The following is a 20,206-nucleotide window of genomic DNA, read 5'->3' on the forward strand; positions in this document are numbered from 1 at the left end:
CGGCTGAGTTGCCGGCACGGCGGCCAGCGGTCACGAGCAATGCTGACGACCAGTCGGGCGGCAAATCTGTCGGAGTCGGAGCGACATCATCGGGGAACTTGTGGGGGTTCGAGGGGCATTCGATGAACGATCACATGAAACAACTGTGCGATGTGGCGGAGTCGCTCATCTCCGAGTTCGGTCAGGACCTCGCGCCAGGATCGCTCGCGCGTGAGGTCGTTCGCGCCGTCCTGATCGAGCTGCGGAAGGTCTCTCCAGGGATGGAGCGCGGCGGCGGCGATCAGGCGGTGGCTCACGCTGCAGGCGATGAGGAATGCAGCATCACACTCAGGGGCTACCCCGCCGGCATCGCGTTCACCGCAATGATCGACCGCGTTCTCGCCGAGTGATGGAAGGGTGGAGATGACTGTCGGTCGCGATACTAAGGGTCGATATGTTAAGATGATTTGCAACAATGATAGAGGCATAAAGGATTTATATCTGCGGATGCATTCTGAAGACCGTCAAATTACCGCCGTGGGTGGATGCGGTTGAAGACTCGTGGGCGGCCGAGCTTGCCGAAGGGCGGAGTGGATATTCAGCCCTCCGGTGTTGTGCCCTCTGCCGATCAAGCCCGGCTCGGCTGCGGGACCCGCCGATCTTGGCGAGCGTCCTCGGTTTCTGAGCGGCTGCGGCGGGTTGAACTCGGCTCTCGCTCCAGGGGAGCTTCGTAGCCGGAGGCGAGTCAGCTTCGCCATGTCGTTCAGATGGGCAGGCAGCGCCTCGCCCCTCATGTGCCCGCGCCGGCACGTTCGATGGCAGGCTGGCGAGCGCGTATGCATGGCACTTGGCGCGCCGCGCCTGCACCCACCGTTCAAACAGGTGACGTCGTTCGGCGGCGCCACGGCTTGGTCTTCGCACCGAGTTTGTCCTATGCCCCGCGCCCATGAGCACCACCATCACGCGCCTTGTGGCGGGAACGCCTGTGCCCTTCGGCGGTGACCGCGTGACCACGATCACGCCGGAGATCGCGGAGGCCTTCCAGCCTGGGGATCATCTGCTGGTTCTGCAGGAGACCGGAGACCTCCTGCACATCCCCGCGGCTCAGATCGCACGGGCCGCCGTCGCGGTGGACCGCGCCCACGCGGCCTTCCTGGCGATGGCGGCCGTACCGGACCGGGCCATCGACCAGTTCTTCGATCATTTCGCCACGCACCTCGAAGACCGCTCGGCCTGGGGGGCGATCGCGGAGGCGAACCGGCAGGATGTCGCGCGTGCGCAGTCCGGTGGCCGCTCGACGACCCGCCTCGTCGCCACGGACCGGATGCGGCAGGACATGATCGCGGGCCTTCGGGCGTGGCGCGACAGCGAGACGCTGCGCGGTCGCGTCGTCGAATGTATCGCCCATCCGGGCTGGACGGTCGAGCAGGTGGCAGCGCCGCTTGGCGTGGTGGGCTTCGTGTTCGAGGGACGCCCAAACGTGCTCGCCGATGCCGCGGGCGTCTTGCGCGGCGGCAACACGGCCGTCTTCCGCATCGGCAGCGACGCGCTCGGCACCGCACAGGCGATCATGCAGCACGCCCTCGCCCCTGCCCTCGATGAGGCCGGCCTTCCGCCGGGGGCCATCTCGCTTGTCGAGAGCCCTGAACGGTCGACCGGGTGGGCGCTTTTCGCGGACCGTCGCCTCTCGCTGGCGGTGGCGCGTGGGTCAGGGCGGGCCGTCGCCCAGCTCGGAAGCGTCGCCCGGCAGGCCGGCACGGCGGTCAGCCTGCACGGAACCGGCGGGGCCTGGATGGTTGCCGACCGCGACGCGGATCCGGAGCGCTTCTCCGCGGCGGTCGGAGCTTCCTTGGACCGAAAGGTCTGCAACACCCTGAACGTGTGCTGCATCCACCGCGCCCGGGTGACTGATCTGGTGCCGGTTTTCCTGGCGGCACTGGAATCCGCCGGCCGGGCACGCGGATTCGGATGCAGGCTGCACGTGGTGGCGGGCGACGAGTCCGTCCTGCCGCACGGCTGGCGCACCGCTACCGTCCGGGTCCGGCGCGCCGAGGGCGCGCGCACGGAGCCCCTCACGGAGATCCAGTCGGAGGATGACCTCGGCCACGAGTGGGAATGGGAGGACACGCCCGAGGTCAGCCTGAAGATCGTGGATGATCTCGACCATGCGGTATCGCTGTTCAATCGCCACAGCCCGCGTTTCGCCGCATCACTGATCAGCCGGGATCCGGAGGCGCATCGCCGCTTCTACGCAACGGTGAACGCGCCCTTCGTGGGCGACGGATTTACCCGCTGGGTCGACGGTCAGTACGCCCTGAACCAGCCCGAGCTGGGGCTGTCCAACTGGCAGAGCGGCCGTCTCCTCGCCCGGAGTGCCATCCTGTCCGGCAGCGGCGTCTTCACGCTGCGCAGCCGCGTCACGCAGGACGACCCGCAGGTGAGGCGATGACGCCGCGGGCGGGCGTCGGATCCGCCCGCCGATGCGTCATGGCGACCTGAACAGAGGGTCAGCGGCATCCTGGCGAGGCATCTCTCGGGGATGCGGGATGTCGGCGTCGCGTGGGTCTCCGTCGAAGCGTCGGTCTTCGCGGCGTGCGGCGATGCCGTCGAGATTGGCCCGGAGCCGGGCAGCGGCGAAATCGATGAAGGCTCGCACTTTGGCGAGAGATAGGCGGTCGGGCACCGTGACGAGGTGCACGGGCACCGGCGGCGGCTCGTCCGCGGGAAGCAGGACGACCAAGCTGCCGCCCGCGACTTCACGCTGGATCTTGTAGGAGAAGATCCGGACGATGCCTTCGCCGTCGACCGCCGCGCTGACGGCGGCCTCGTCGGTGTTGACCATCAGGCGCGGCTTGACGCGAACCGTGCGGGCGATCCTGCCGCCGGGTGCGGGCGGGAAGCTCCAGATATCGTTCGGGCTTGTCGGCTCGATCCCGATGCAGGCGTGATGGGCCAGATCGGACAGGGACTCGATCGGCGGTCGGCCAGCCAGATACGTCGGTGATGCACACAGGACGCGGCGCACCGTGCCGATGCGTACCGCGATCTGGTTGGACTCCTGCAAGGGGGCAATCCGGAGCGCGACATCGATGCCTTCATCGACGAGGTTCGTCATCCGATTGAGCAGCAGGTAGCGGACCTGCATCGCTGGATACGCTCTCAGGAAGGCGCCCACGACCGGGCGTAGAACGCGTGTCCCGAACATCACGGGCGCGGTGACGGTGAGGACGCCCCGGGGGGCAGCCCGGTTCCCGGCGACGGCGAGGTCGGCTTCGTCCAAGTCCGTCAGCACCCGGCGGCAGACGGCGGCGTACCGCTCGCCCGCCTCGGTCAACTGCAACCGTCGTGTCGTCCGATGCAGCAGCCGCACGCCGACATGGTTCTCCAGAGCGGCGACGGCCCGGGTCACGGCGGCCGGCGAGCGATTGAGCCGTCGACCGGCGGAGGCGAGGCTCCCCTCGTCCAGAGCGACGACGAACACCCGCATCGCGTCGAGACGGTCGATCATTGTTCCGCCCCGCGAAATCAAGGATTGCGCAGCTTAGGCATTCTGGTTCCGATCACAATACGGTAACTTCGACCGAACGGTTCGATGCGAAGGGGGCTGCATGATTGATCCCGCCAGCATTCCGGTGATCCATTACCGCACCGCCAAAGTCGAGGAGGTGGGAATTTTCTACCGGGAGGCGGGCCCGCCGCGGGCCCCGGTCGTCTTGCTGTTGCACGGCTTCCCGACCTCGTCGCACATGTTCCGCAACCTCATCCCGCTCCTGGCCGACCGCTACCGCGTCATCGCACCCGACTATCCCGGCTTCGGCGGCAGCGACGCACCCGATCACCGGGCATTCGCGTACACGTTCGCGCATTACGCCGACCTGATCGACGGCCTGCTCTCCCGGTTGGGGGCGGACCGTTACGCGATGTACGTGATGGATTACGGTGCTCCGGTCGGCTACCGGCTCGCCCTCAAGCATCCCGATCGCGTCAGCGCGCTGATCGTCCAGAACGGGAACGCGTACGAGGAGGGGCTGAAGGCGTTCTGGGATCCCATCAAGGCCTACTGGCGCGAAGAGACCCCCGAGCGACGGGAGGCCCTCGAGTTCCTCGTCGCACCGGAAACGACGAGGTTTCAGTATGTCGACGGCGTGGCCGACGTTTCCCGGATCGATCCGGATAACTGGCTGCACGACCAAGTGCTCCTCGACAGGCCGGGCAATAAGGATATTCAGCTCGACCTCTTCCGCGATTACGGCACCAACGTACCGCTCTACCCGCAATTTCAGGCCTTCTTCCGCGAGCGCACGCCGCCGACGCTGATCGTCTGGGGCCGGAACGACACGATCTTCCCGGCCGACGGCGCGCATCCGTATCTCCGAGACCTGCCCGACGCCGAACTGCATCTGCTGGATACCGGGCACTTCGCGCTCGAGGACAAGCTCGACGTCATGGCGCCGCTGATCGGCGATTTCCTCGATCGCAGCATCGGCGGCCGCTGAGTCCGGGGGGCTGCCGGAACCGACGCGACGAACCCGCGCGGCGCGTTCTCGGTTGAAGCGCGGCGGCCCTGCCGACGCCGTTGGAACGGACCGGTTGGCAATTGCCACGGGCGCGTTTCGATGAAGGAATGGTTCTGTACTTGAGTCCGAGGGCAGGAGGGCGCCATGAGGACGGCATCTATCCGGTTGGGGGCCCGCGTCGTGGGCGCCTGCATCGGCGTCTTCACTCCCTTCGCGGTCGGAGGGGCTGACGACAATGCGTCGCCGGTCTTCGGCATCAGACTTCCTGCTGGGTATCGCGAGTGGCAGATGATCAGTGTGGCTCACGAAGCCGGCAGCCTCAACGACATCCGCGCCGTTCTCGGAAATGATATCGCGATACAGGCCTATCGAGACGGAACGCGCCCTTTCCCGGATGGCGCGATCATCGCGCGACTGGCTTGGGAGTATGTGCCTTCACCTGAGAACAATGCGATTTTTGGACAAATCCAGTCCTTCGTTCCTGGTTCACCGACTAATGTTCAATTTAGCGTCAAAGACTCCAAGAAATACGCGGAGACGGGTGGCTGGGGATATGGCCAATTCGAGCATGGCAAGGCCAATGCGAGCGAGGACCTGATGAAAACCTGCGCGCCGTGCCACGCCCGCGAAGCGAAAAACAATGATTTTGTCTTTACGCACTACGCGCCCTAGATGTTCGAAGCGGTCGAGACGATGTCGGCTTGTTGGCGAAGTATATTTGAAGATGTGAGTTTAGACCATCGATCTGAAGCCGATCATACGAAGCCTTCGACTCCGGTCGCCCACCGCAAGCCCGAAGAAATCCTTTCGCGGTGGGCCGGGATCGGCTTTGGGCAGCTTCCGCTATGGGGTAGGCCGAGCGATCACAGTATCCCGGATTGATCCGCTCGGTCATCAGGCTGAGCCGCTCGGAGATCGCGCAGGATCGCTCAAGTCCGTAGTTTGGCCCCGTCGCCGCCTCGCAGGCCCATCCCCCGGCGTCGGACCCGGGGGCGAGTATGGGAAGCCGAATACAGGCCACGCATTGTCGATCAAGTATTGCCTTTAAATCCAAGCTCGATCGCAAGGAAAATTGCAGCTCGGGGAACCGATCGTCATGTCGCGCCCAAGCATGTTTTTGAGCCGTCGCGCCGTCCTGGGTAGTTTCCTTGCGACCGTGGGGGGCCTGCCCATCGACGCCACCGCCTCACCGGAGATCCAGCTTCCATTTCGCAGTAACCCCAGGCAGCGAGCACTTACCACCGCCTTCCCGGGTAAAGGCTCTATGATCCTTCAGCGCGCGCGGCCGCCATTGCTGGAGACGCCGCTGGAGGTGTTTGATCACAGCGTCCTCACCCCCAACGACCGCTTCTTCGTGCGCTGGCACTGGGCCGTGATCCCGACCGAGATCGACGCCGCCGCCTTCCGACTGCGCGTGTACGGGCTCGTCGAGCGCGCGCTGTCGCTCTCGCTCGATGAAATCGCCCGACTGCCGCAGGTTGAAATTGTTGCCGTCAATCAATGCTCCGGCAACTCGCGCGGCCTGTTCGAGCCTCGGGTGCCTGGCGCTCAATGGGCTCACGGGTCGATGGGCAACGCGCGTTGGACGGGCGTGAGGCTCAAGGACATCCTCGACCGGGCGGGGGTGCGCGCCGGCGCCGCGCAGGTGCGCTTCGATGGGCTGGACGAGCCTGTTGTCCCGGGAGCCCCGGATTTTCGCAAGTCGCTCGACATCGATCACGCCCGCACCGACGAAATAATGGTCGCCTATGCCATGAACGGCGATCAGCTTCCGCTTCTGAACGGCTTTCCGCTGCGCCTCGTTGTGCCGGGCTGGTACTCAACTTACTGGGTGAAGATGCTCTCCGACATCGAGGTGCTCGATCAGGCGGACGAGCAATTCTGGATGAAGACGGCCTACCGCGTCCCGGACACGCTCGGAGGCAGCGTTCGTCCTGGGGAGACCGGCTATCCAACCGTCCCGATCAGCCGGATGGTGCCGCGCGCCTTTCTGACGAATGTGGCGCCGGGCGACACCGTCGAGGCCGGATCACCGCTCGCGCTGCGTGGCATCGCCTTCGGCGGCGATTGCGGGGTCAAGGCCGTGACACTGTCCGGAGACGGCGGGCGGACTTGGCTGCCCGCGCGGCTCGGCACCGACGAGGGTCGCTACAGCTTCCGGCGTTTCGAGGTCGTGCTGCCCATGCCGGCTGTCGGCGAACTCAGCCTGATGGTCCGCTGCACGAATGCGCAGGGCGTGGTCCAGCCGCTGGAGCCGACCTGGAACCCGAACGGCTTCATGCGCGGCGAAGTCGAAACCCTTTCCGTGACGGCCACCTAGGAGGCTGGTGTGACGCGCATCCTGCCACTTGCCACAGTCCTGGCCGGGCTCGCCACAACCTCCGCTGCGGAGCCCATGCCGTTCCGTTCCGTGACGGTGGAACTGCCTATGGGAGACCGATCGTTCCCGGGCGGGCAGGAGGCCGAGGCGATCAACAGCAACTGCTTGGCCTGCCACTCGGCCGGCATGGTGCTCACGCAGCCTCGTCTCACGCGGACGGAATGGCAGGCTGAGATCGAGAAGATGATCCATGCCTACAAGGCGCCGGTGGATCCCTCCGACATCCCGAAGATCGTTAATTACCTCACACGCATGAAAGTCGATGGTGCGGAGATGACACATCAGGACGTGGAGGCTGTCCGCATCCAGAGTGCATTCGGCTTTGAAGAGACGCTCAAGCGTCTGCGATCTGCGTTGGAAGTCACGGGATTCACGATCTTTGCCGTGATCGACCACCGTTCTGCGGCTCAATCGGTCGGGCTCGCTATGCCGCCGACCACTGTCCTGGTCTTCGGCAATCCGCGAGGCGGAACGCCGTTGATGCTCGCGGCCCCGGACTTCGCGCTGGAACTTCCCCTTCGGGTTCTCGTCCGTGAGGACGAGAGTGGTCGCGCCTTGGTGGTCTACAACGCGGCGAAGACCCTCGACGGTAAGCACGACCTTCCTGCCGGGATGGCCGAACGTCTGGCGCCAGCCGGCAAGGTCATCGCAGAGGCGGTCTCAGCTTCGGCCGCCGCCCCCTGAACGGCCGAAGCATGACCGGAGCACGGTCCCACCGGATAGCCGCGGTGAACGCCAAGGGAGGCAGCCATGCTGAAGAGGTTCTCCGACCCGGATCGTCTGTCACGAAGACGCTTCCTGACCGCGACGGCCGCAACGGCCGCAACGGCCGGTGGCGTCATCGCGGCTCCCGCGACGGCCGACACGCTGGCGGACGTGCCGCCGCGGGGGCCCGGCGACGACCTCGGCGCATACAGCCCTCGCTCACCCTACGTGCAAATCGCCCGCATCCCCGAAGCGGCTCCGGGACAACGCAACGTGGACCCGAGCGCCGCGATCAATTCGAAGTCGCCGCTCGACAAGTTCGTGGGAACGATCACCCCGACGGACCTTCACTACGAACGCAGCCACTCCGGTGTTCCCAATCTCGACCCGAGCAAGCACCGTGTGCTTGTCCACGGCATGGTGAAGCAACCGCTCGTACTAACGCTGGAAGATCTCCGAGCGATGCCGTCGATCTCGCGTATCGCATTCCTGGAATGCACGGGTAACGGATGGGAAAACTGGAAATCCGCTCCCGACACCGTCACCGTGCAGAACACGCATGGCCTCGTCAGCACGCATGAGTGGACCGGCGTCCCGCTCTCCTTCTTGATCGACCTTGTCGGCGTGGACCGCGCCTCCACTTGGATGCTTGCGGAAGGCGACGACGGTGCTGCCGTTGCGCGCAGCATCCCGCTGACCGACGAGATCATCGCCGAAGGGATTTTGGCTTACGGTCAGAACGGCGAGCCGCTCAGGCCGGCGCACGGCTTTCCGGTTCGGCTGTTCCTGCCGGGCTTCGAGGGTAACCTCAACATCAAGTGGTTGCGGCGGCTGAAGTTCGGCGATCAACCCTTCATGACGCGTTGGGAAACGGCGCGTTACACGCAATTGCGGCCAGACGGCAAAGCGCGCCAGTTCCAACTCAAGCAGGACGTCAACTCCGTCATCACCGCGCCCTCCGGGATGATGCGGATCAAACCCGGCTCCAACCGGATCACCGGGCTTGCCTGGAGCGGGCACGGGCGGATTACCCGGGTGGAGGTGAGTGCCGATGGCGGCGCCACCTGGGCCGTCGCGGCCCTGACCGGCCCGGTTCTTCCGAAGGCGCAGGCCCGCTTCCAGCACGACTGGGTGTGGGACGGCCGGCCGACGAAGATCGTGAGCCGCTCGACGGACGAGCAGGGCAACGTTCAGCCTGACCGCGCCAGCTTCATCGCTCAGGTCGGCACGAATGCTCTATTCCACTATAGCGCTCAGCAAACCTGGGGCATCGACGAGGCAGGGCATGTGCGCAATGTTTTGGCGTAACCTCGTTCTCGGCACCATCCTGGTGACGGCCGCATCTTCGTCGACGCAGGCTGCCGAATTCGGTCGCGCGGCGAGCCAGGAAGAGATCGCGCTTTGGGACATCGACGTCCGGCCCGATGGTCGAGGTTTGCCGATCGGCGGTGGGACGGCAGCGCGAGGACAGGTGATTTTTGAGCAGACCTGCGCGGCCTGCCATGGCGCAGGTGGGCAGGGGGGAGCCAAGGATCGGCTGGTCGGCGGCCAGGGTACGCTCGCCTCTGCGAAGCCGGTCAAGACGGTAGGCAGCTTCTGGCCGTACGCCACAAGCCTGTTCGACTACATCCGGCGAGCGATGCCCTATCCAGATCCCGGCAGCCTGACAGCGGACGAAACCTATGCGGTCACGGCGTATATCCTCAGCCTGAATGCCATCATCCCGGAAGATTTCGTTCTTTCGAAAGAAAATCTGGCGCAGGTCCGGATGCCAAATCGTGAGGGGTTTGTCCCGGATGCTGAATACATCCATATTGGCAATTCGCGATAATTCTCGCTGGGGGCGCTCGAGAAATGACACTCGGTGCCATCGCCGTCGCCGACATGTCTGATCGCCTGCGCCGACGCAATCAGCGTTCCCGCTCGGTCTTCTCCAAACGCGGACGCCACAACTCGAGGCAGGGTCCATGACTTCGCGCTGGTGTGTCTGTCTCATCCAAAGGGAGGCAGATCCGAGATGAGGATCCTGATCGCAGCGTCCGCCCTGACGGGACATGTCAATCCGCTGCTGGCCATCGGTCACCGACTGCGTGCCCGGGGCGACGACGTGTTGTTCACCACAGCCGAAACCTTCCAGGCCCGGATCGAGGCAGCAGGGCTGCGTTTCGCGCCCTGCAATGATGGAGGCGCCGCGGCCTACTTGGATGCCGATTTGCCGCCCGGACCGGAACGGTGGCGGCACGAGTTTGAGCGACGCTTCATCAACGGCATGCCGGGCCAGGCCGCAGGCCTGCGGCGGCTGATTGCGGAGCATCAGCCCGATGTCGTCATCGCCGGCAGCCTGTTCCTCGGTGTATTGCCCCTGCTCCTGGACATCCAACCGCGGCCCCCGATTGCCGTCCTGAACGTGAGCTTCCTCTTCCTCGACCGGCCTGATCACGCACCGGTAGGAGTCGGGCTCCCGCCCGCCAAGGACGAGGCCGAGCGGCTGCGTTACGCGGCCTTGAAGGCCAGTACCGACGCGGCCTTCGTCAATCCCGTGCGTGCGCACACCGATCTGCTTCTTGCAGGACTGGGGCTGCCGCCGTTGCCGGCCTCGCTCCCGCACTCGATCGTCGTACTGCCGGACCTCTTCCTTCAGCCGACGGTCCAGCCCTTTGAGTATGATTTCGGGACGCCGCCGCCCGGTCTGCGCTTTGTCGGTCTGCTGCCCAGCCCGCATGTCGAAATGCCGCTGCCCGACTGGTGGCATGAACTCGACGGGGGCAAACGCGTCGTTCTGGTGACGCAGGGCACACTCGCCAATGGCGATTTCGGATCGCTGGTCGAACCGGCTCTGGCGGCCCTCGCCGACCGGGACGATCTGCTCGTCGTCGCTACCACCGGTGGACGCCCCGTCAACGCCCTTCGTGGAAGCCTGCCGCCCAACGCTCGGGTTGCGAGCTTCCTGCCTTTCGACACCCTGTTGCCCAAGGTGGACCTGCTCGTGACCAATGGCGGCTATGGCAGCGTCTCGCAGGCGCTCGCTGCCGGCGTGCCGATCGTCTCGGCGGGTCGAACCGAGGACAAGGCTGAAGTCGGCGCGCGGATCGGCTGGTCGGGAGTCGGGATCGATCTCGCGACGGATATGCCGACCGTCGACCTCCTGCGCACGTCGATTTCGCGCGTGCTCGACGAGCCAGATTTCCGCCGCCGAGCCACTGAGATCGCCGAGGCATTCGGCCGTATCGATGCCGGGCACGAGATCCTCAGAGCCATCGATGCCGTCGTCACGGCCCGCCGCGCGAAACGACAGGGAGGCCCGGTCCCCGGAAGGCCTGCGTGACCCTTGTCCGATCCGGCTGCTGGATCGGACACCGTAGAGCCAGGTCGAACCGGATGATTCGGCCGTTCCGGCCGACGCCTCCCGAGCGATCGTGGATGCGTATCGGGTGCGGCGCCGCCGCGCCGCAGACCGCGCGGGGCCTCCAATCCCGGACGCGGTCGAAAACACCCCGGGAGGGGCGGGAATCCCCGCGTATGTCCTGGTTGCGAGGTGCTTCGCTTTGCGTGGCTCAGCGAAACCCGAGCCCTTGCGCGTCGTCGTCGACTGGTGGGTTCACGCGGTCACGTCCTGACCGATCGTACTGATTGCCCGCACGCTGCCCTGCGTACTTTCCAAGGGTTGGCTCGTCGCGCAGCGGTACATTCACGAGGCGGAAGAGGGGCGCATCGGGAGGGCAGAGACGTCGAAGCCCGATCCGGCATAGGCACGGCAGCCTTCGGAAGCGAACTCCGTCGTCACTGCGCACCGGTTTGACGCCGCGCGGAAGCCACGGGATGGGCCGATTGATGCGCCGTCGACAGCGGTCCGGACGAACGACGCTCAATCAGCTCGATCGGCATCTCCGTCCGGCTCGCGCGTAGCTCCCCGCGCAGGCGGGCTAGCAGGTGCTCGGCGACTTCCCGTCCGAGCTCCGCGGTCGGAAGATGGATCGTTGTCAGGGATGGCGCGATGTGGCTCGCGATCTCGAGATTGTCGATCCCGACCACCGACAGATCGCGGGGAACGTTCAGGCCGCGTTGCTCGGCCTCAAGAAGCACGCCGACGGCAAGGAGATCGTTCCCGCACACCACGGCCGTCGGGGTCTCAGCAAGACCTAAGAGTTGCAAGAGGCCCGCCCGGCCGCCGGCGAGAGAGAAGGGCTGCTGCGATACGCGGGCGTTGGAGAGCTCGAGTCCCTCCGCCGCGAGGGCTCGCCTCACGCCGTCGATGCGCAGGCGCGCACGGTCGTTGGCCTGGGTGAAGCCCGAGACCATGCCGAAGCGGCGGTGGCCCTTCGCGAGCAGGTGCCGGGCCGCGAGATAGCCGGCCGCCGCGTTGTCGAAGCCGATCGAGTCGAGCCGGTCATCGAACGACCACGTCAGCACCACCGGGATCAGCGTTTCGGTGACGAGTGCCCAGGTCTCGGGAAGATGGTCTGCGCCGACCAGCATCAGGGCGTCGACCCCGCGACCGAGCATGGACCGGACGAGGGCGCCTTCCTCCACGGCCGAGTATTCGTGTGCGGCGATCAGGAGTTGATAGCCGTTACGGGCCAGGGTCGTCTGCAGGGCCTGGATCGCGCGGGCGAAGATCGAGTGATCGAGCGTCGGGATGATGGCTCCGATCGTGTACGTCCGGCCCGATGCCAGGGCCTGGGCCGGGCCACCGGGCAGGTAACCGAGGGCTTCGGCCGCCGCGCGCACCCGGCGGATCGTGTCCGGATGGACAATCGAGGCGCCGGCCATCGCGCGCGAGGCGGTCGCCGGCGAGACGCCCGCCCGTTGGGCAACCGCCTGCAATGTCGCGCGCTGCTGACGTTTCACGGCAAGTCACTCTCGGCCGAAGCTCGTTTCGCGCAGTGATGAATGCGCATTCAAGAAAACGCAACGCCCGCGCCGAGCCGTGCGCCGCAGAACATCGGCGCGTGCGGCCGTCACCGCGGTGACTATCGTACCGAGAGTTGACAAGCCTTCTCCGACGCGCACAATGAAAGCGCATTCATTGAATGCTCATGCGGTGAGTCGCGACAAGACGACCATCGCTGCGCGAGGAAACGCCGTGAAGTTCAGCCGCCGCATGTGCGTCGGCATGGCGACGCTCGTCGTCATCGCCGCCTTCTGGTACGTCGCGACCACCGGCCTCGGCCTGATCTCGGCGGGGCGGTTTCCGGCGCCGAGCGACGTGGAAACGGCGGCGGTCCAAGCCTTCGTTCGGGGCTATCCCGACACGACGCTCCTCGTCCACGTCCTGCATTCGCTGCGGCTCGTTGCCTTGGGCTTTCTCGTCTCGGTGACGCTCGGCGTTCCCCTCGGCCTGCTGATGGGCTGGAACCGCACGGCCGAAGCCCTCATCAACCCCGTCTTCCTGCTGCTGCGCCCGATCCCGCCGCTCGCCTGGATCCCCCTCGCCATCCTGTGGCTCGGCCTGGGCGACGGGGCCAAGGTGATGGTGATCGTCATCGCGGCGCTGCCCCCGGCGGTGATCACCACCCAGGCCGGGGTGCGGAGCGTGCCGCCGCAGATCGTCGAGGCGGCGCAGATGCTCGGCACGCCGCGTCTGCGCTTCGTCTGGGACGTGCTGGCGCCGGCGGCGGCGCCGATGATCTTCACGGGGCTGCGGCTGGCGCTCCAGGCGAGCTGGACCACCCTGGTCGCGGCCGAGCTCGTCGGCTCGCTCGCGGGGCTCGGCTACGTGCTGAACGTCGCGCAGCAGGACCTCTACCCAGGGATGATCCTCGTCGGCATGGCGGCCGTCGGCGTGCTCGGTGCCGGCAGCACCGCGCTGCTGGGGATGGCCGAGCGCCGGGCGATCGGCTGGGCGCAGCTGCGGGGGGCGGCATGATCGCCTCCCGCCAGCCCCTGCCGCTGCACCGCAGCCTGGCCCTCGGCGCCATCGGCACCCTGGCGTTCCTCGGCTTCTGGGCGTTCCTCGCCCGGTCCGGCCTGGTCTCGCCGCTGTTCCTTCCCGGACCGGTCGCCGTGGCGGAGCGCTTCGCGACCCTGACCGAGCGGCCGTTCGCGGGGGGCACGCTCCCCGCCCACGTCGCCTCCAGTCTGCAGCGGTTCCTGATCGGCTACCTGCTCGCCGCCGCGGTCGGCGTGCCCCTCGGCCTGATGATGGGGTGGTCGCGCCTCCTCGACGACATCGTCACGCCGATCTTCGACGCGCTGCGCTTCATCGCCCCGATCGCCTGGGTGCCCTTCGCCGCCCTCTGGTTCGGCACCGGGATCGGCGGCCCGATCCTGATCATCTTCGCGGGGGCCTTCCCGCCCTGCCTGATCAACGCCTATCGCGGCGCCCGCTACGTCGACGCGCGCCTGCTGGAAGCCGCCGAGATGCTCGGAACGCCGGGCCACCGGATGATCGCCGAGGTGCTTCTGCCGGCCGCGCTGCCCTCGATCGTCGCCGGCCTGCGCATCAGCGCGGGCCTGGGGTGGCAATCCCTGGTGGGCGCCGAGCTGATCGTGGCCTCGACGGGGGTCGGCTACATGATGGTGCAGGCCCAGGGCGCCGTCTCCACCGCGACCGTGATGGTCGGAATGGTCGCGATCGGCCTCATCGGCGTGGTCATCGACGTCGCGTTGCGCGCGCTCGAGACCCGCCTCCGCCGACATCACGGATAGGCTTGAGGTGATCCGATGAGCGCAATCCGGTTCGAGCAGGTCGAGAAGAGCTTCGGGAGCCACGTCAAGGCGCTTGACGGCGTCGATCTCACCGTGGCCGACCGCGAGTTCGTGGCCATCGTCGGCGCCTCGGGTTGCGGAAAGACAACCTGCCTGCGCCTCGTGGCCGGGTTCGAAGCCCCGACCGGCGGCCGGATCACCGTCGGCGGGAAGCCGGTCACCGAGCCGGGGCCCGACCGCGCCGTGGTGTTCCAGCAGTTCGCGCTGTTCCCGTGGAAGACCGTGGCGCAGAACATCGCGTTCGGGCTCCGCAACAAGGGCATGCCCTCCGCCGAGCGCCAGGAGCGCGTCGCCGCGGCGATCGACATGATCGGCCTCTCGAGCCACGCCGACGCCTACCCGCACCAGCTCTCCGGCGGCATGCAGCAGCGCGTCGCCATCGCCCGCGCCTACGTCCTCGAGCCCGAAGTGCTCCTGATGGACGAGCCCTTCGGCGCCCTCGACGCCCAGACCCGCGTGGTGATGCAGGAGGAACTCGTCCGCCTCGCGCGCAGGAACCCGCGCACCGTCCTGTTCATCACCCACGGGGTCGAGGAGGCCGTCTACCTCGCCGACCGGGTCGCGATCATGACCCGGCGCCCCGGGCGCATCAAGGAGATGATCGACGTCAAGGCGGTCCGCGAAACCGAACGCTGGGAGGAGCACGCCCGCATCGAGGACGTGATGGACCTCGAATCGTTCATCCACCTGCGGACGCACATCTGGAAATCGCTGCGCGAAGAGAAGCCGGCCGGCCGATGAGCCGACGGTCCGCGATCCGAGGGAGAGGCGACATGACCGAGATTCGAGGGAACGGGTACCGGGCCGGCCGGCGGCTGGCATGGCTCCTGGCGGGCGCCTTCGCGCTGGCGCCCGCGGTCGCGCCGCCCCTCCAGGTGCGGGCTGCGGAGCCCGAGCGGATCGGCGTGTCCTATCAGCCGTCGCTCTACTGGGCGCTGCCCTTCTACATCGCCACGCAGAAGGGCTGGTGGAAGGAGGTCGACCTCGAGCCCACCTTCGCGGTCTTCCCGGCCGGCGCACCCCAGGTCGCCGCCGCGCAGGCGGGATCCTGGGATGTTGGCGGGACCGGTTCCGTGCCGGCGATCCTCGGCGCGGCCCGCTTCGGCCTGCTGACGATCGGCCTCACCAACGACGAATCGAAGACCAACGCGCTGATGGTGCGCGCCGAGCGACACGATGCGATCCTCAAGGATCCCAAGCAGCTCGCCGGACAGAAGCTCCTCGTCACCACGAACTCCACCGCCGATTTCGCCGCCCGCGCCTGCCTCCGGAAGTGGGGCCTCGGCCCGCGCGAGATGCGCTTCGTCAACCTCGGACAGGCGCAGATCATCTCGGCGATGATCGCCGATGCAGGCGAGGTGGTCGGCGTCTGGGCGCCGAACACCTACACGCTGGAGGAGAAGGCCAGCGCGCAGGTTCTGTGCAGCGGGGCCGACGCCGACGCCATGGTGCCCGGCGCCCTGATCACCCGCGCCGACTTCGCCAAGGCCCATCCGGAGGCGGTCGCCAAGTTCCTCGCCGTCTATCTCCGGGGCTGGGGCTGGGCCAAGGCGCATCCGAAGGAGGCGCACGACTTGGCCAAGCGCTTCTACGCGGAGGGCGGCGTCGAGGCGTCCGACCACGCCATCGACCAGGAATTCGCGCTGCGCCCGACCTACGCCCTCGACGCGCAGCTCAAGGCGATGGCGCGCGCGGATGGCCCCTCGCAGGTCGACGGCTGGTTCTCGCGGATCGGCACCTTCATGGCCGAGGTCGGCACCATCGCGCAGGCGCCCGATGCCAAGGGATACATCGACGACGCCTTCATGAAGCGCGTCGCGGCCGATCCGAAGCTCCGGGCCTTCGCCACGGAGTTCGACGCGGTGGCGGCCCCGCACTGAGCGCGGCCGGTCGCCTCGCAGCGCCGTCAGGAGCTCCGCCCGGGGCCCGGGTGGGCCGAGACTTCGCTCTCTTGAGAGGCGCCGTCTGCATTCATTCGCACTATCCGGAAGAGGCAGGGATCATGACGATCGACTACGCGAAGCGGGCGACTAAGACGCCCGAGACCGAGACCGACGCGGCGCGGCAGGTCGTGACGGAGATGCTCGCCGCCATCGAGGCGCGGGGCGAGGAGGCGGTGCGGGACTATGCCCGTTCCCTCGACCGGTGGACCGGCGAGATCGTCGTGACCCCCGAGGAGATCGCCCGGCGCACGAAGGACATTCCCGAGCGCGTCAAAGAGGACATCGCCTTCGCGGCGGGACAGGTGCGGCGCTTCGCCGAGGCCCAGCGCGACAGCGTCCAGGACTTCTCGGTGGAGCTGGTGCCGGGCCTCGTCACCGGCCAGAAGCTCGTCCCCTGCAACGTGGCGGGGTGCTACGTGCCCACCGGGCGCTACGCGCACATCGCCTCGGCCTACATGTCGGTGGCCACCGCCAAGGCGGCGGGCGTCCCGACGGTCGTGGCCTGCTCGACGCCCTTCCGCGGCGCGGGCATCCACCCCTACGTGCTCTACGCGATGCAGGTGGCCGGCGCCGACGTGATCATGACGCTGGGCGGCGTCCAGGCGATCGCCGCGATGGCCTTCGGCCTGTTCACCGGCAAGCCCGCCGACATCATCGTCGGGCCGGGCAACAAGTACGTGGCCGAGGCCAAGCGGATGCTGTTCGGCCGCGTCGGGATCGACGTCTTCGCGGGTCCCTCCGAGGTGGGGATCATCGCCGACGAGACCGCCGACCCGGCGCTCGTGGCCTCGGACCTCGTCGGCCAGGCCGAGCACGGGCACGAGAGCCCCGCCTGGCTGTTCACCACCTCGCGCGCCCTCGCGGACGACGTGATCGCGCGGATGCCGGCGCTGATCGACGCCTTGCCGCCCACGGCGCGGGACGCCGCCGCCGCCGCGTGGCGCGACTACGGCGAGGTGGTGGTGTGCGGGAGCCGGGAGGAGATCGTCGCCGTCTCCGACCGCTACGCGAGCGAGCATCTGGAGGTCCACGCCGCCGACCTCGACTGGTGGCTCGCGCAGCTCAGCAATTACGGTTCGCTGTTCCTCGGCGAGGAGACCACGGTCGCCTTCGGCGACAAGACCTCCGGCCCGAACCACATCCTGCCGACCAAGTATGCCGCCCGGTATTCCGCCGGGTTGTCCGTGCACAAGTTCCTCCGGCCGCTGACGTGGCAGCGCATGGACCGGGAGGCCTGCAAGACCATCGCCCAGGCCACGGCCCGGATCTCGCGCCTGGAGGGCATGGAGGCCCATGCCCGCACGGCCGACCACCGGCTCGCGAAGTATTTCCCCGGCCACGGCCTCGATCTCGGCGAGGCGGTGACCGCATGACCTTCCGCCTGACGCGCCTGTTCGACCTGACCGGGCGGACGGCTCTGGTGACGGGGGGCAATTCCGGGCTTGGGCTGGCGCTGGCCCGGGCGCTGGGCCTCGCCGGGGCCGGGCTGATCCTGACCGCCCGCCGCGAGGCCGACCTCGCGGCGGCGGCCGAGGACCTGCGGGCGGAGGCGATCGCCAGCGAGGTCCTGGCCGCCGATCTCGCGGAGCCCGACGCCATCGCCGACCTCGTCGCGCGGCTCGACGGCCGGCCGGTCGACATCCTCGTGAACGCCGCGGGGATGAACCTGCGCCAGCCCTTCGCGGCCGTGACGGCGGAGGCCTTCGACCGGCACATGGCTCTGCACGTGCGCGCGCCCTTCCTGCTGACCCAGGCCCTCGCGCCGGGGATGGCGGCGCGCGGATACGGTCGGATCATCAACGTCGCCTCCCTGCAATCCTACCGGGCCTTTCCGGACTCCGCGCCCTACGGGGCCGCCAAGGGGGCGGTGGTCCAGCTCACCCGCGCCATCGCGGAGGCGTGGTCGGCGCGCGGCGTGACCTGCAACGCGATCGCGCCCGGCTTCTTCCCGACGCCGCTGACGCAGGCGGTGTTCGCCGATGCCGAGCGCGCGGCCCGCAACGCCGCGCAAACGGCCTGCGGCCGCAACGGCGAACTCACCGACCTCTACGGCGCGACGGTCTTCCTCGCCTCCGAGGCCTCCGCCTACGTCACCGGGCAGACGCTGCCGGTCGACGGGGGATTCACCGCCAAATGAACGCCCGTCTGTTCGAGGCTCCACGATGAAAGCGCTGGTCTACACCGGTCCGAACGCGCTCATCCTCGAGGACGTGCCGGTTCCCGTGCCGGGGGCCGACGAGGTGCTGGTGCGGGTCGAGGCGGTCGGGATCTGCGGTTCGGACATGCACGCCTATCACGGTCACGATGCCCGGCGCCCAGCCCCGCTGATCCTCGGCCACGAGGCCGCCGGACGGGTCGCGGCGGGTCCGCGGGCCGGCGCGCGCGTGGCGGTGAATCCGCTGGTCACCTGCGGACACTGCCCGGCCTGCGAATCCGGGCGCTCGCACCTGTGCCCGAGCCGGCAGATCCTCTCGATGCCCCCGCGCCCCGGGGCCTTCGCGGACTACGTCTGCGTCCCCGAGAAGAACCTCGTGCCGATCCCGGATACGCTGTCGATCGCCCACGCCGCCCTCGCCGAGCCGCTCGCCGTCGCCTATCACGCCGTCAACCAGGGCGCGCGGCTTCTCGGCCGCCCTCTGGCGGGGGCGCGATGCGTGGTTCTGGGCGGCGGGGCGATCGGTTTCGGGTCCGGTCTGATCCTGGCCATGCAGGGTGCCGCCGATATCGCCGTCATCGAGCCGAATCCCGAGCGGCGCGCCACGGCCGCGCGTGGTCTCCCCACGGCACGCTGCCACGCGCCGGGCGATGCCGACGGCCCGGGTCCCAACGGCGCCGACCTCGTCCTCGATGCCGTCGGCAGCCGGGCGACGCGGGCCGAGGCCAGCCGGATCGCGGGCCCAGGGGCGGTGATCGTGCATATCGGGCTGCTTCCGGGGGAGGAAGGGCTCGACGTCCGCAAGATCACGCTTCAGGAGATCGTGGTGTCGGGCAGCTACTGCTACACGATGCAGGAGTTCCGCGACGTGATCGGTGCCCTCGCGGATGGCCGCCTGGGCTCCCTCGACTGGGTCGAGGAACGGCCTCTCGCCGAAGGCGCGACCGCTTTCGCCGATATGGACGCGAACCGGGTTGCTGCGCCGAAGCTGATTCTCAGCCCGGAGGCATCGCGTTGAAAAATCCTCGGGACATCGGGACTCTGTTTTCGTGTCGGCGATTGAGCGTATCGCTTCCTGTCGGCCGAAGGTGTTTCAGTTAAAATATTGTGTTTTAGTGTATAGTGTTGAATCTAAGATGCCCGGCATGGAGGCGGCGCTTTGGAAGGCCGATCTCGCTCATCATTGTGATCATCTGATCTGCAAGATTTCCAAGTTTTTTGTAGGACGCGGCCGATTGGAATGCATCGGTCACTTCCGATTCTCCTGGTCCCGCCAGTCGTCGTGCGACGTTTTCGCTGTCGATCGCGCAGATCTAGGATGCGCCATCACATGATGCAGTCGATGTCCTGGCCTGAACCGGGCAACCTTCGGAGAACGGGGTCGAACGCTCCGGCAAAGGAGGCCTGTGCCAGCTTAGCCAACCTGCGGTTTGCGGCCTGCGATCTACGTCGGCGCGCGGACAGGCGTAGAACGGCCACCCATGGACGAGGCTGCTGTTGCCAGCAGTCTTATAAATGATGTATTATCGAGGAGAACCGCTGCGGCGTTTCATGTCGGTGGGTACCGGACCGCGTTTTGGCCGAGGCACGACTCCGCCCGCGCAGTCACCTGTCGCTGCGAGATCGGACGCGGTTGCGGTGCGTTCCAGAGATCTTCGCGGCACGACGCGGGCCGCGAAGAACAGAGCGCGGTGCAGTGGCATCGAGAGCGGCCCAAGCCGCGGCGCGTGGGAGGATGGATGGACACGGGTCAGCCTCTTCTGGAGGTCGATGGCGTCACGCTCCGCTACAAGACGCCGGACCACCTCGTCACGGCCAC

18 protein-coding genes are annotated in these 20,206 nt (G+C 67.5%); 16 read left to right on the plus strand and 2 right to left on the minus strand.

All coding sequences use genetic code 11. The annotated features are described in order from the left end of the window. Positions 1–122: 122 nt before the first annotated feature. Positions 123–389, plus strand: a complete 267-nt coding sequence (locus tag MFF58_RS18415) for a hypothetical protein (protein WP_238290264.1) — start codon at positions 123–125, stop codon at positions 387–389. Positions 390–985: 596 nt separating this feature from the next. Next, entirely contained in the window at positions 986–2,428 is a 1,443-nt protein-coding gene (locus tag MFF58_RS18420; protein ID WP_238290266.1) for an aldehyde dehydrogenase family protein, read from the plus strand. A gap of 36 nt (positions 2,429–2,464) precedes the next feature. On the opposite strand, the gene MFF58_RS18425 is transcribed toward MFF58_RS18420, so the two are convergent. Further along, positions 2,465–3,487, minus strand: coding sequence for a LysR family transcriptional regulator (locus MFF58_RS18425; RefSeq protein ID WP_238290267.1), 1,023 nt, complete (start codon positions 3,485–3,487; stop codon positions 2,465–2,467). A gap of 100 nt (positions 3,488–3,587) precedes the next feature. Here MFF58_RS18425 and MFF58_RS18430 point away from each other — a divergent pair, with 100 nt between their 5' ends. The 7 genes from MFF58_RS18430 to MFF58_RS18460 all read left to right on the plus strand — a co-directional run bounded on the left by MFF58_RS18430 (position 3,588) and on the right by MFF58_RS18460 (position 10,906). Continuing rightward, complete coding sequence (locus MFF58_RS18430; RefSeq protein ID WP_238290268.1) at positions 3,588–4,475, plus strand: alpha/beta fold hydrolase; 888 nt, start codon at positions 3,588–3,590, stop codon at positions 4,473–4,475. A 165-nt stretch (positions 4,476–4,640) separates the two neighbouring features. After that, the gene (locus tag MFF58_RS18435) at positions 4,641–5,168 is read left to right on the plus strand and encodes a cytochrome P460 family protein (protein ID WP_238290269.1); all 528 of its coding nucleotides are present in this window, start codon (positions 4,641–4,643) and stop codon (positions 5,166–5,168) included. A 424-nt stretch (positions 5,169–5,592) separates the two neighbouring features. Then, entirely contained in the window at positions 5,593–6,816 is a 1,224-nt protein-coding gene (locus tag MFF58_RS18440) for a molybdopterin-dependent oxidoreductase (protein WP_238290270.1), read from the plus strand. Positions 6,817–6,825: 9 nt separating this feature from the next. Continuing rightward, complete coding sequence (locus MFF58_RS18445; protein WP_238290271.1) at positions 6,826–7,560, plus strand: DUF302 domain-containing protein; 735 nt, start codon at positions 6,826–6,828, stop codon at positions 7,558–7,560. Positions 7,561–7,626: 66 nt separating this feature from the next. Next, entirely contained in the window at positions 7,627–8,889 is a 1,263-nt protein-coding gene (gene soxC / locus MFF58_RS18450; protein WP_238290272.1) for a sulfite dehydrogenase, read from the plus strand. Further along, positions 8,876–9,412 carry a c-type cytochrome gene (locus MFF58_RS18455; protein WP_238290273.1) on the plus strand — a complete coding sequence of 179 codons (537 nt, stop codon included), beginning with the start codon at positions 8,876–8,878 and terminating at the stop codon, positions 9,410–9,412. The genes soxC and MFF58_RS18455 overlap by 14 nt, the downstream gene beginning before the upstream one ends. Before the next feature lie 186 nt (positions 9,413–9,598). Then, positions 9,599–10,906 carry a glycosyltransferase gene (locus MFF58_RS18460; protein ID WP_238290274.1) on the plus strand — a complete coding sequence of 436 codons (1,308 nt, stop codon included), beginning with the start codon at positions 9,599–9,601 and terminating at the stop codon, positions 10,904–10,906. A gap of 455 nt (positions 10,907–11,361) precedes the next feature. Here the strand turns inward: MFF58_RS18460 and MFF58_RS18465 are convergent, their stop codons facing one another. Further along, entirely contained in the window at positions 11,362–12,429 is a 1,068-nt protein-coding gene (locus MFF58_RS18465; protein ID WP_238290275.1) for a LacI family DNA-binding transcriptional regulator, read from the minus strand. A gap of 235 nt (positions 12,430–12,664) precedes the next feature. Between MFF58_RS18465 and MFF58_RS18470 the strand changes: the two genes are divergently transcribed. The 7 genes from MFF58_RS18470 to MFF58_RS18500 all read left to right on the plus strand — a co-directional run bounded on the left by MFF58_RS18470 (position 12,665) and on the right by MFF58_RS18500 (position 19,405). Continuing rightward, positions 12,665–13,447 (plus strand): ABC transporter permease, encoded by a 783-nt coding sequence (locus tag MFF58_RS18470; RefSeq protein ID WP_238290276.1) that lies wholly within the window; start codon positions 12,665–12,667, stop codon positions 13,445–13,447. Then, complete coding sequence (locus MFF58_RS18475) at positions 13,444–14,229, plus strand: ABC transporter permease (RefSeq protein WP_238290277.1); 786 nt, start codon at positions 13,444–13,446, stop codon at positions 14,227–14,229. Before MFF58_RS18470 ends, MFF58_RS18475 begins: the two co-directional genes overlap by 4 nt. Positions 14,230–14,244: 15 nt before the next feature. Then, positions 14,245–15,030 (plus strand): ABC transporter ATP-binding protein, encoded by a 786-nt coding sequence (locus MFF58_RS18480; RefSeq protein ID WP_238290278.1) that lies wholly within the window; start codon positions 14,245–14,247, stop codon positions 15,028–15,030. A gap of 32 nt (positions 15,031–15,062) precedes the next feature. Next, positions 15,063–16,169: an ABC transporter substrate-binding protein gene (locus tag MFF58_RS18485; RefSeq protein ID WP_238290279.1), complete on the plus strand. Its 1,107-nt coding sequence runs from the start codon at positions 15,063–15,065 to the stop codon at positions 16,167–16,169. Positions 16,170–16,291: 122 nt separating this feature from the next. Further along, complete coding sequence (gene hpsN, locus MFF58_RS18490; RefSeq protein ID WP_238290281.1) at positions 16,292–17,605, plus strand: sulfopropanediol 3-dehydrogenase; 1,314 nt, start codon at positions 16,292–16,294, stop codon at positions 17,603–17,605. Next, on the plus strand, positions 17,602–18,369 hold the full coding sequence (locus tag MFF58_RS18495; protein WP_238290282.1) for an SDR family oxidoreductase: 768 nt from the start codon (positions 17,602–17,604) through the stop codon (positions 18,367–18,369). Before hpsN ends, MFF58_RS18495 begins: the two co-directional genes overlap by 4 nt. Before the next feature lie 25 nt (positions 18,370–18,394). After that, a complete protein-coding gene (locus MFF58_RS18500) occupies positions 18,395–19,405 on the plus strand; it encodes an alcohol dehydrogenase catalytic domain-containing protein (RefSeq protein WP_238290283.1) in 1,011 nt (336 codons plus the stop codon). The last annotated feature ends 801 nt before the right edge of the window (positions 19,406–20,206 follow it).

This window comes from Methylobacterium longum, from assembly GCF_022179385.1.
GTDB lineage: Bacteria > Pseudomonadota > Alphaproteobacteria > Rhizobiales > Beijerinckiaceae > Methylobacterium > Methylobacterium longum.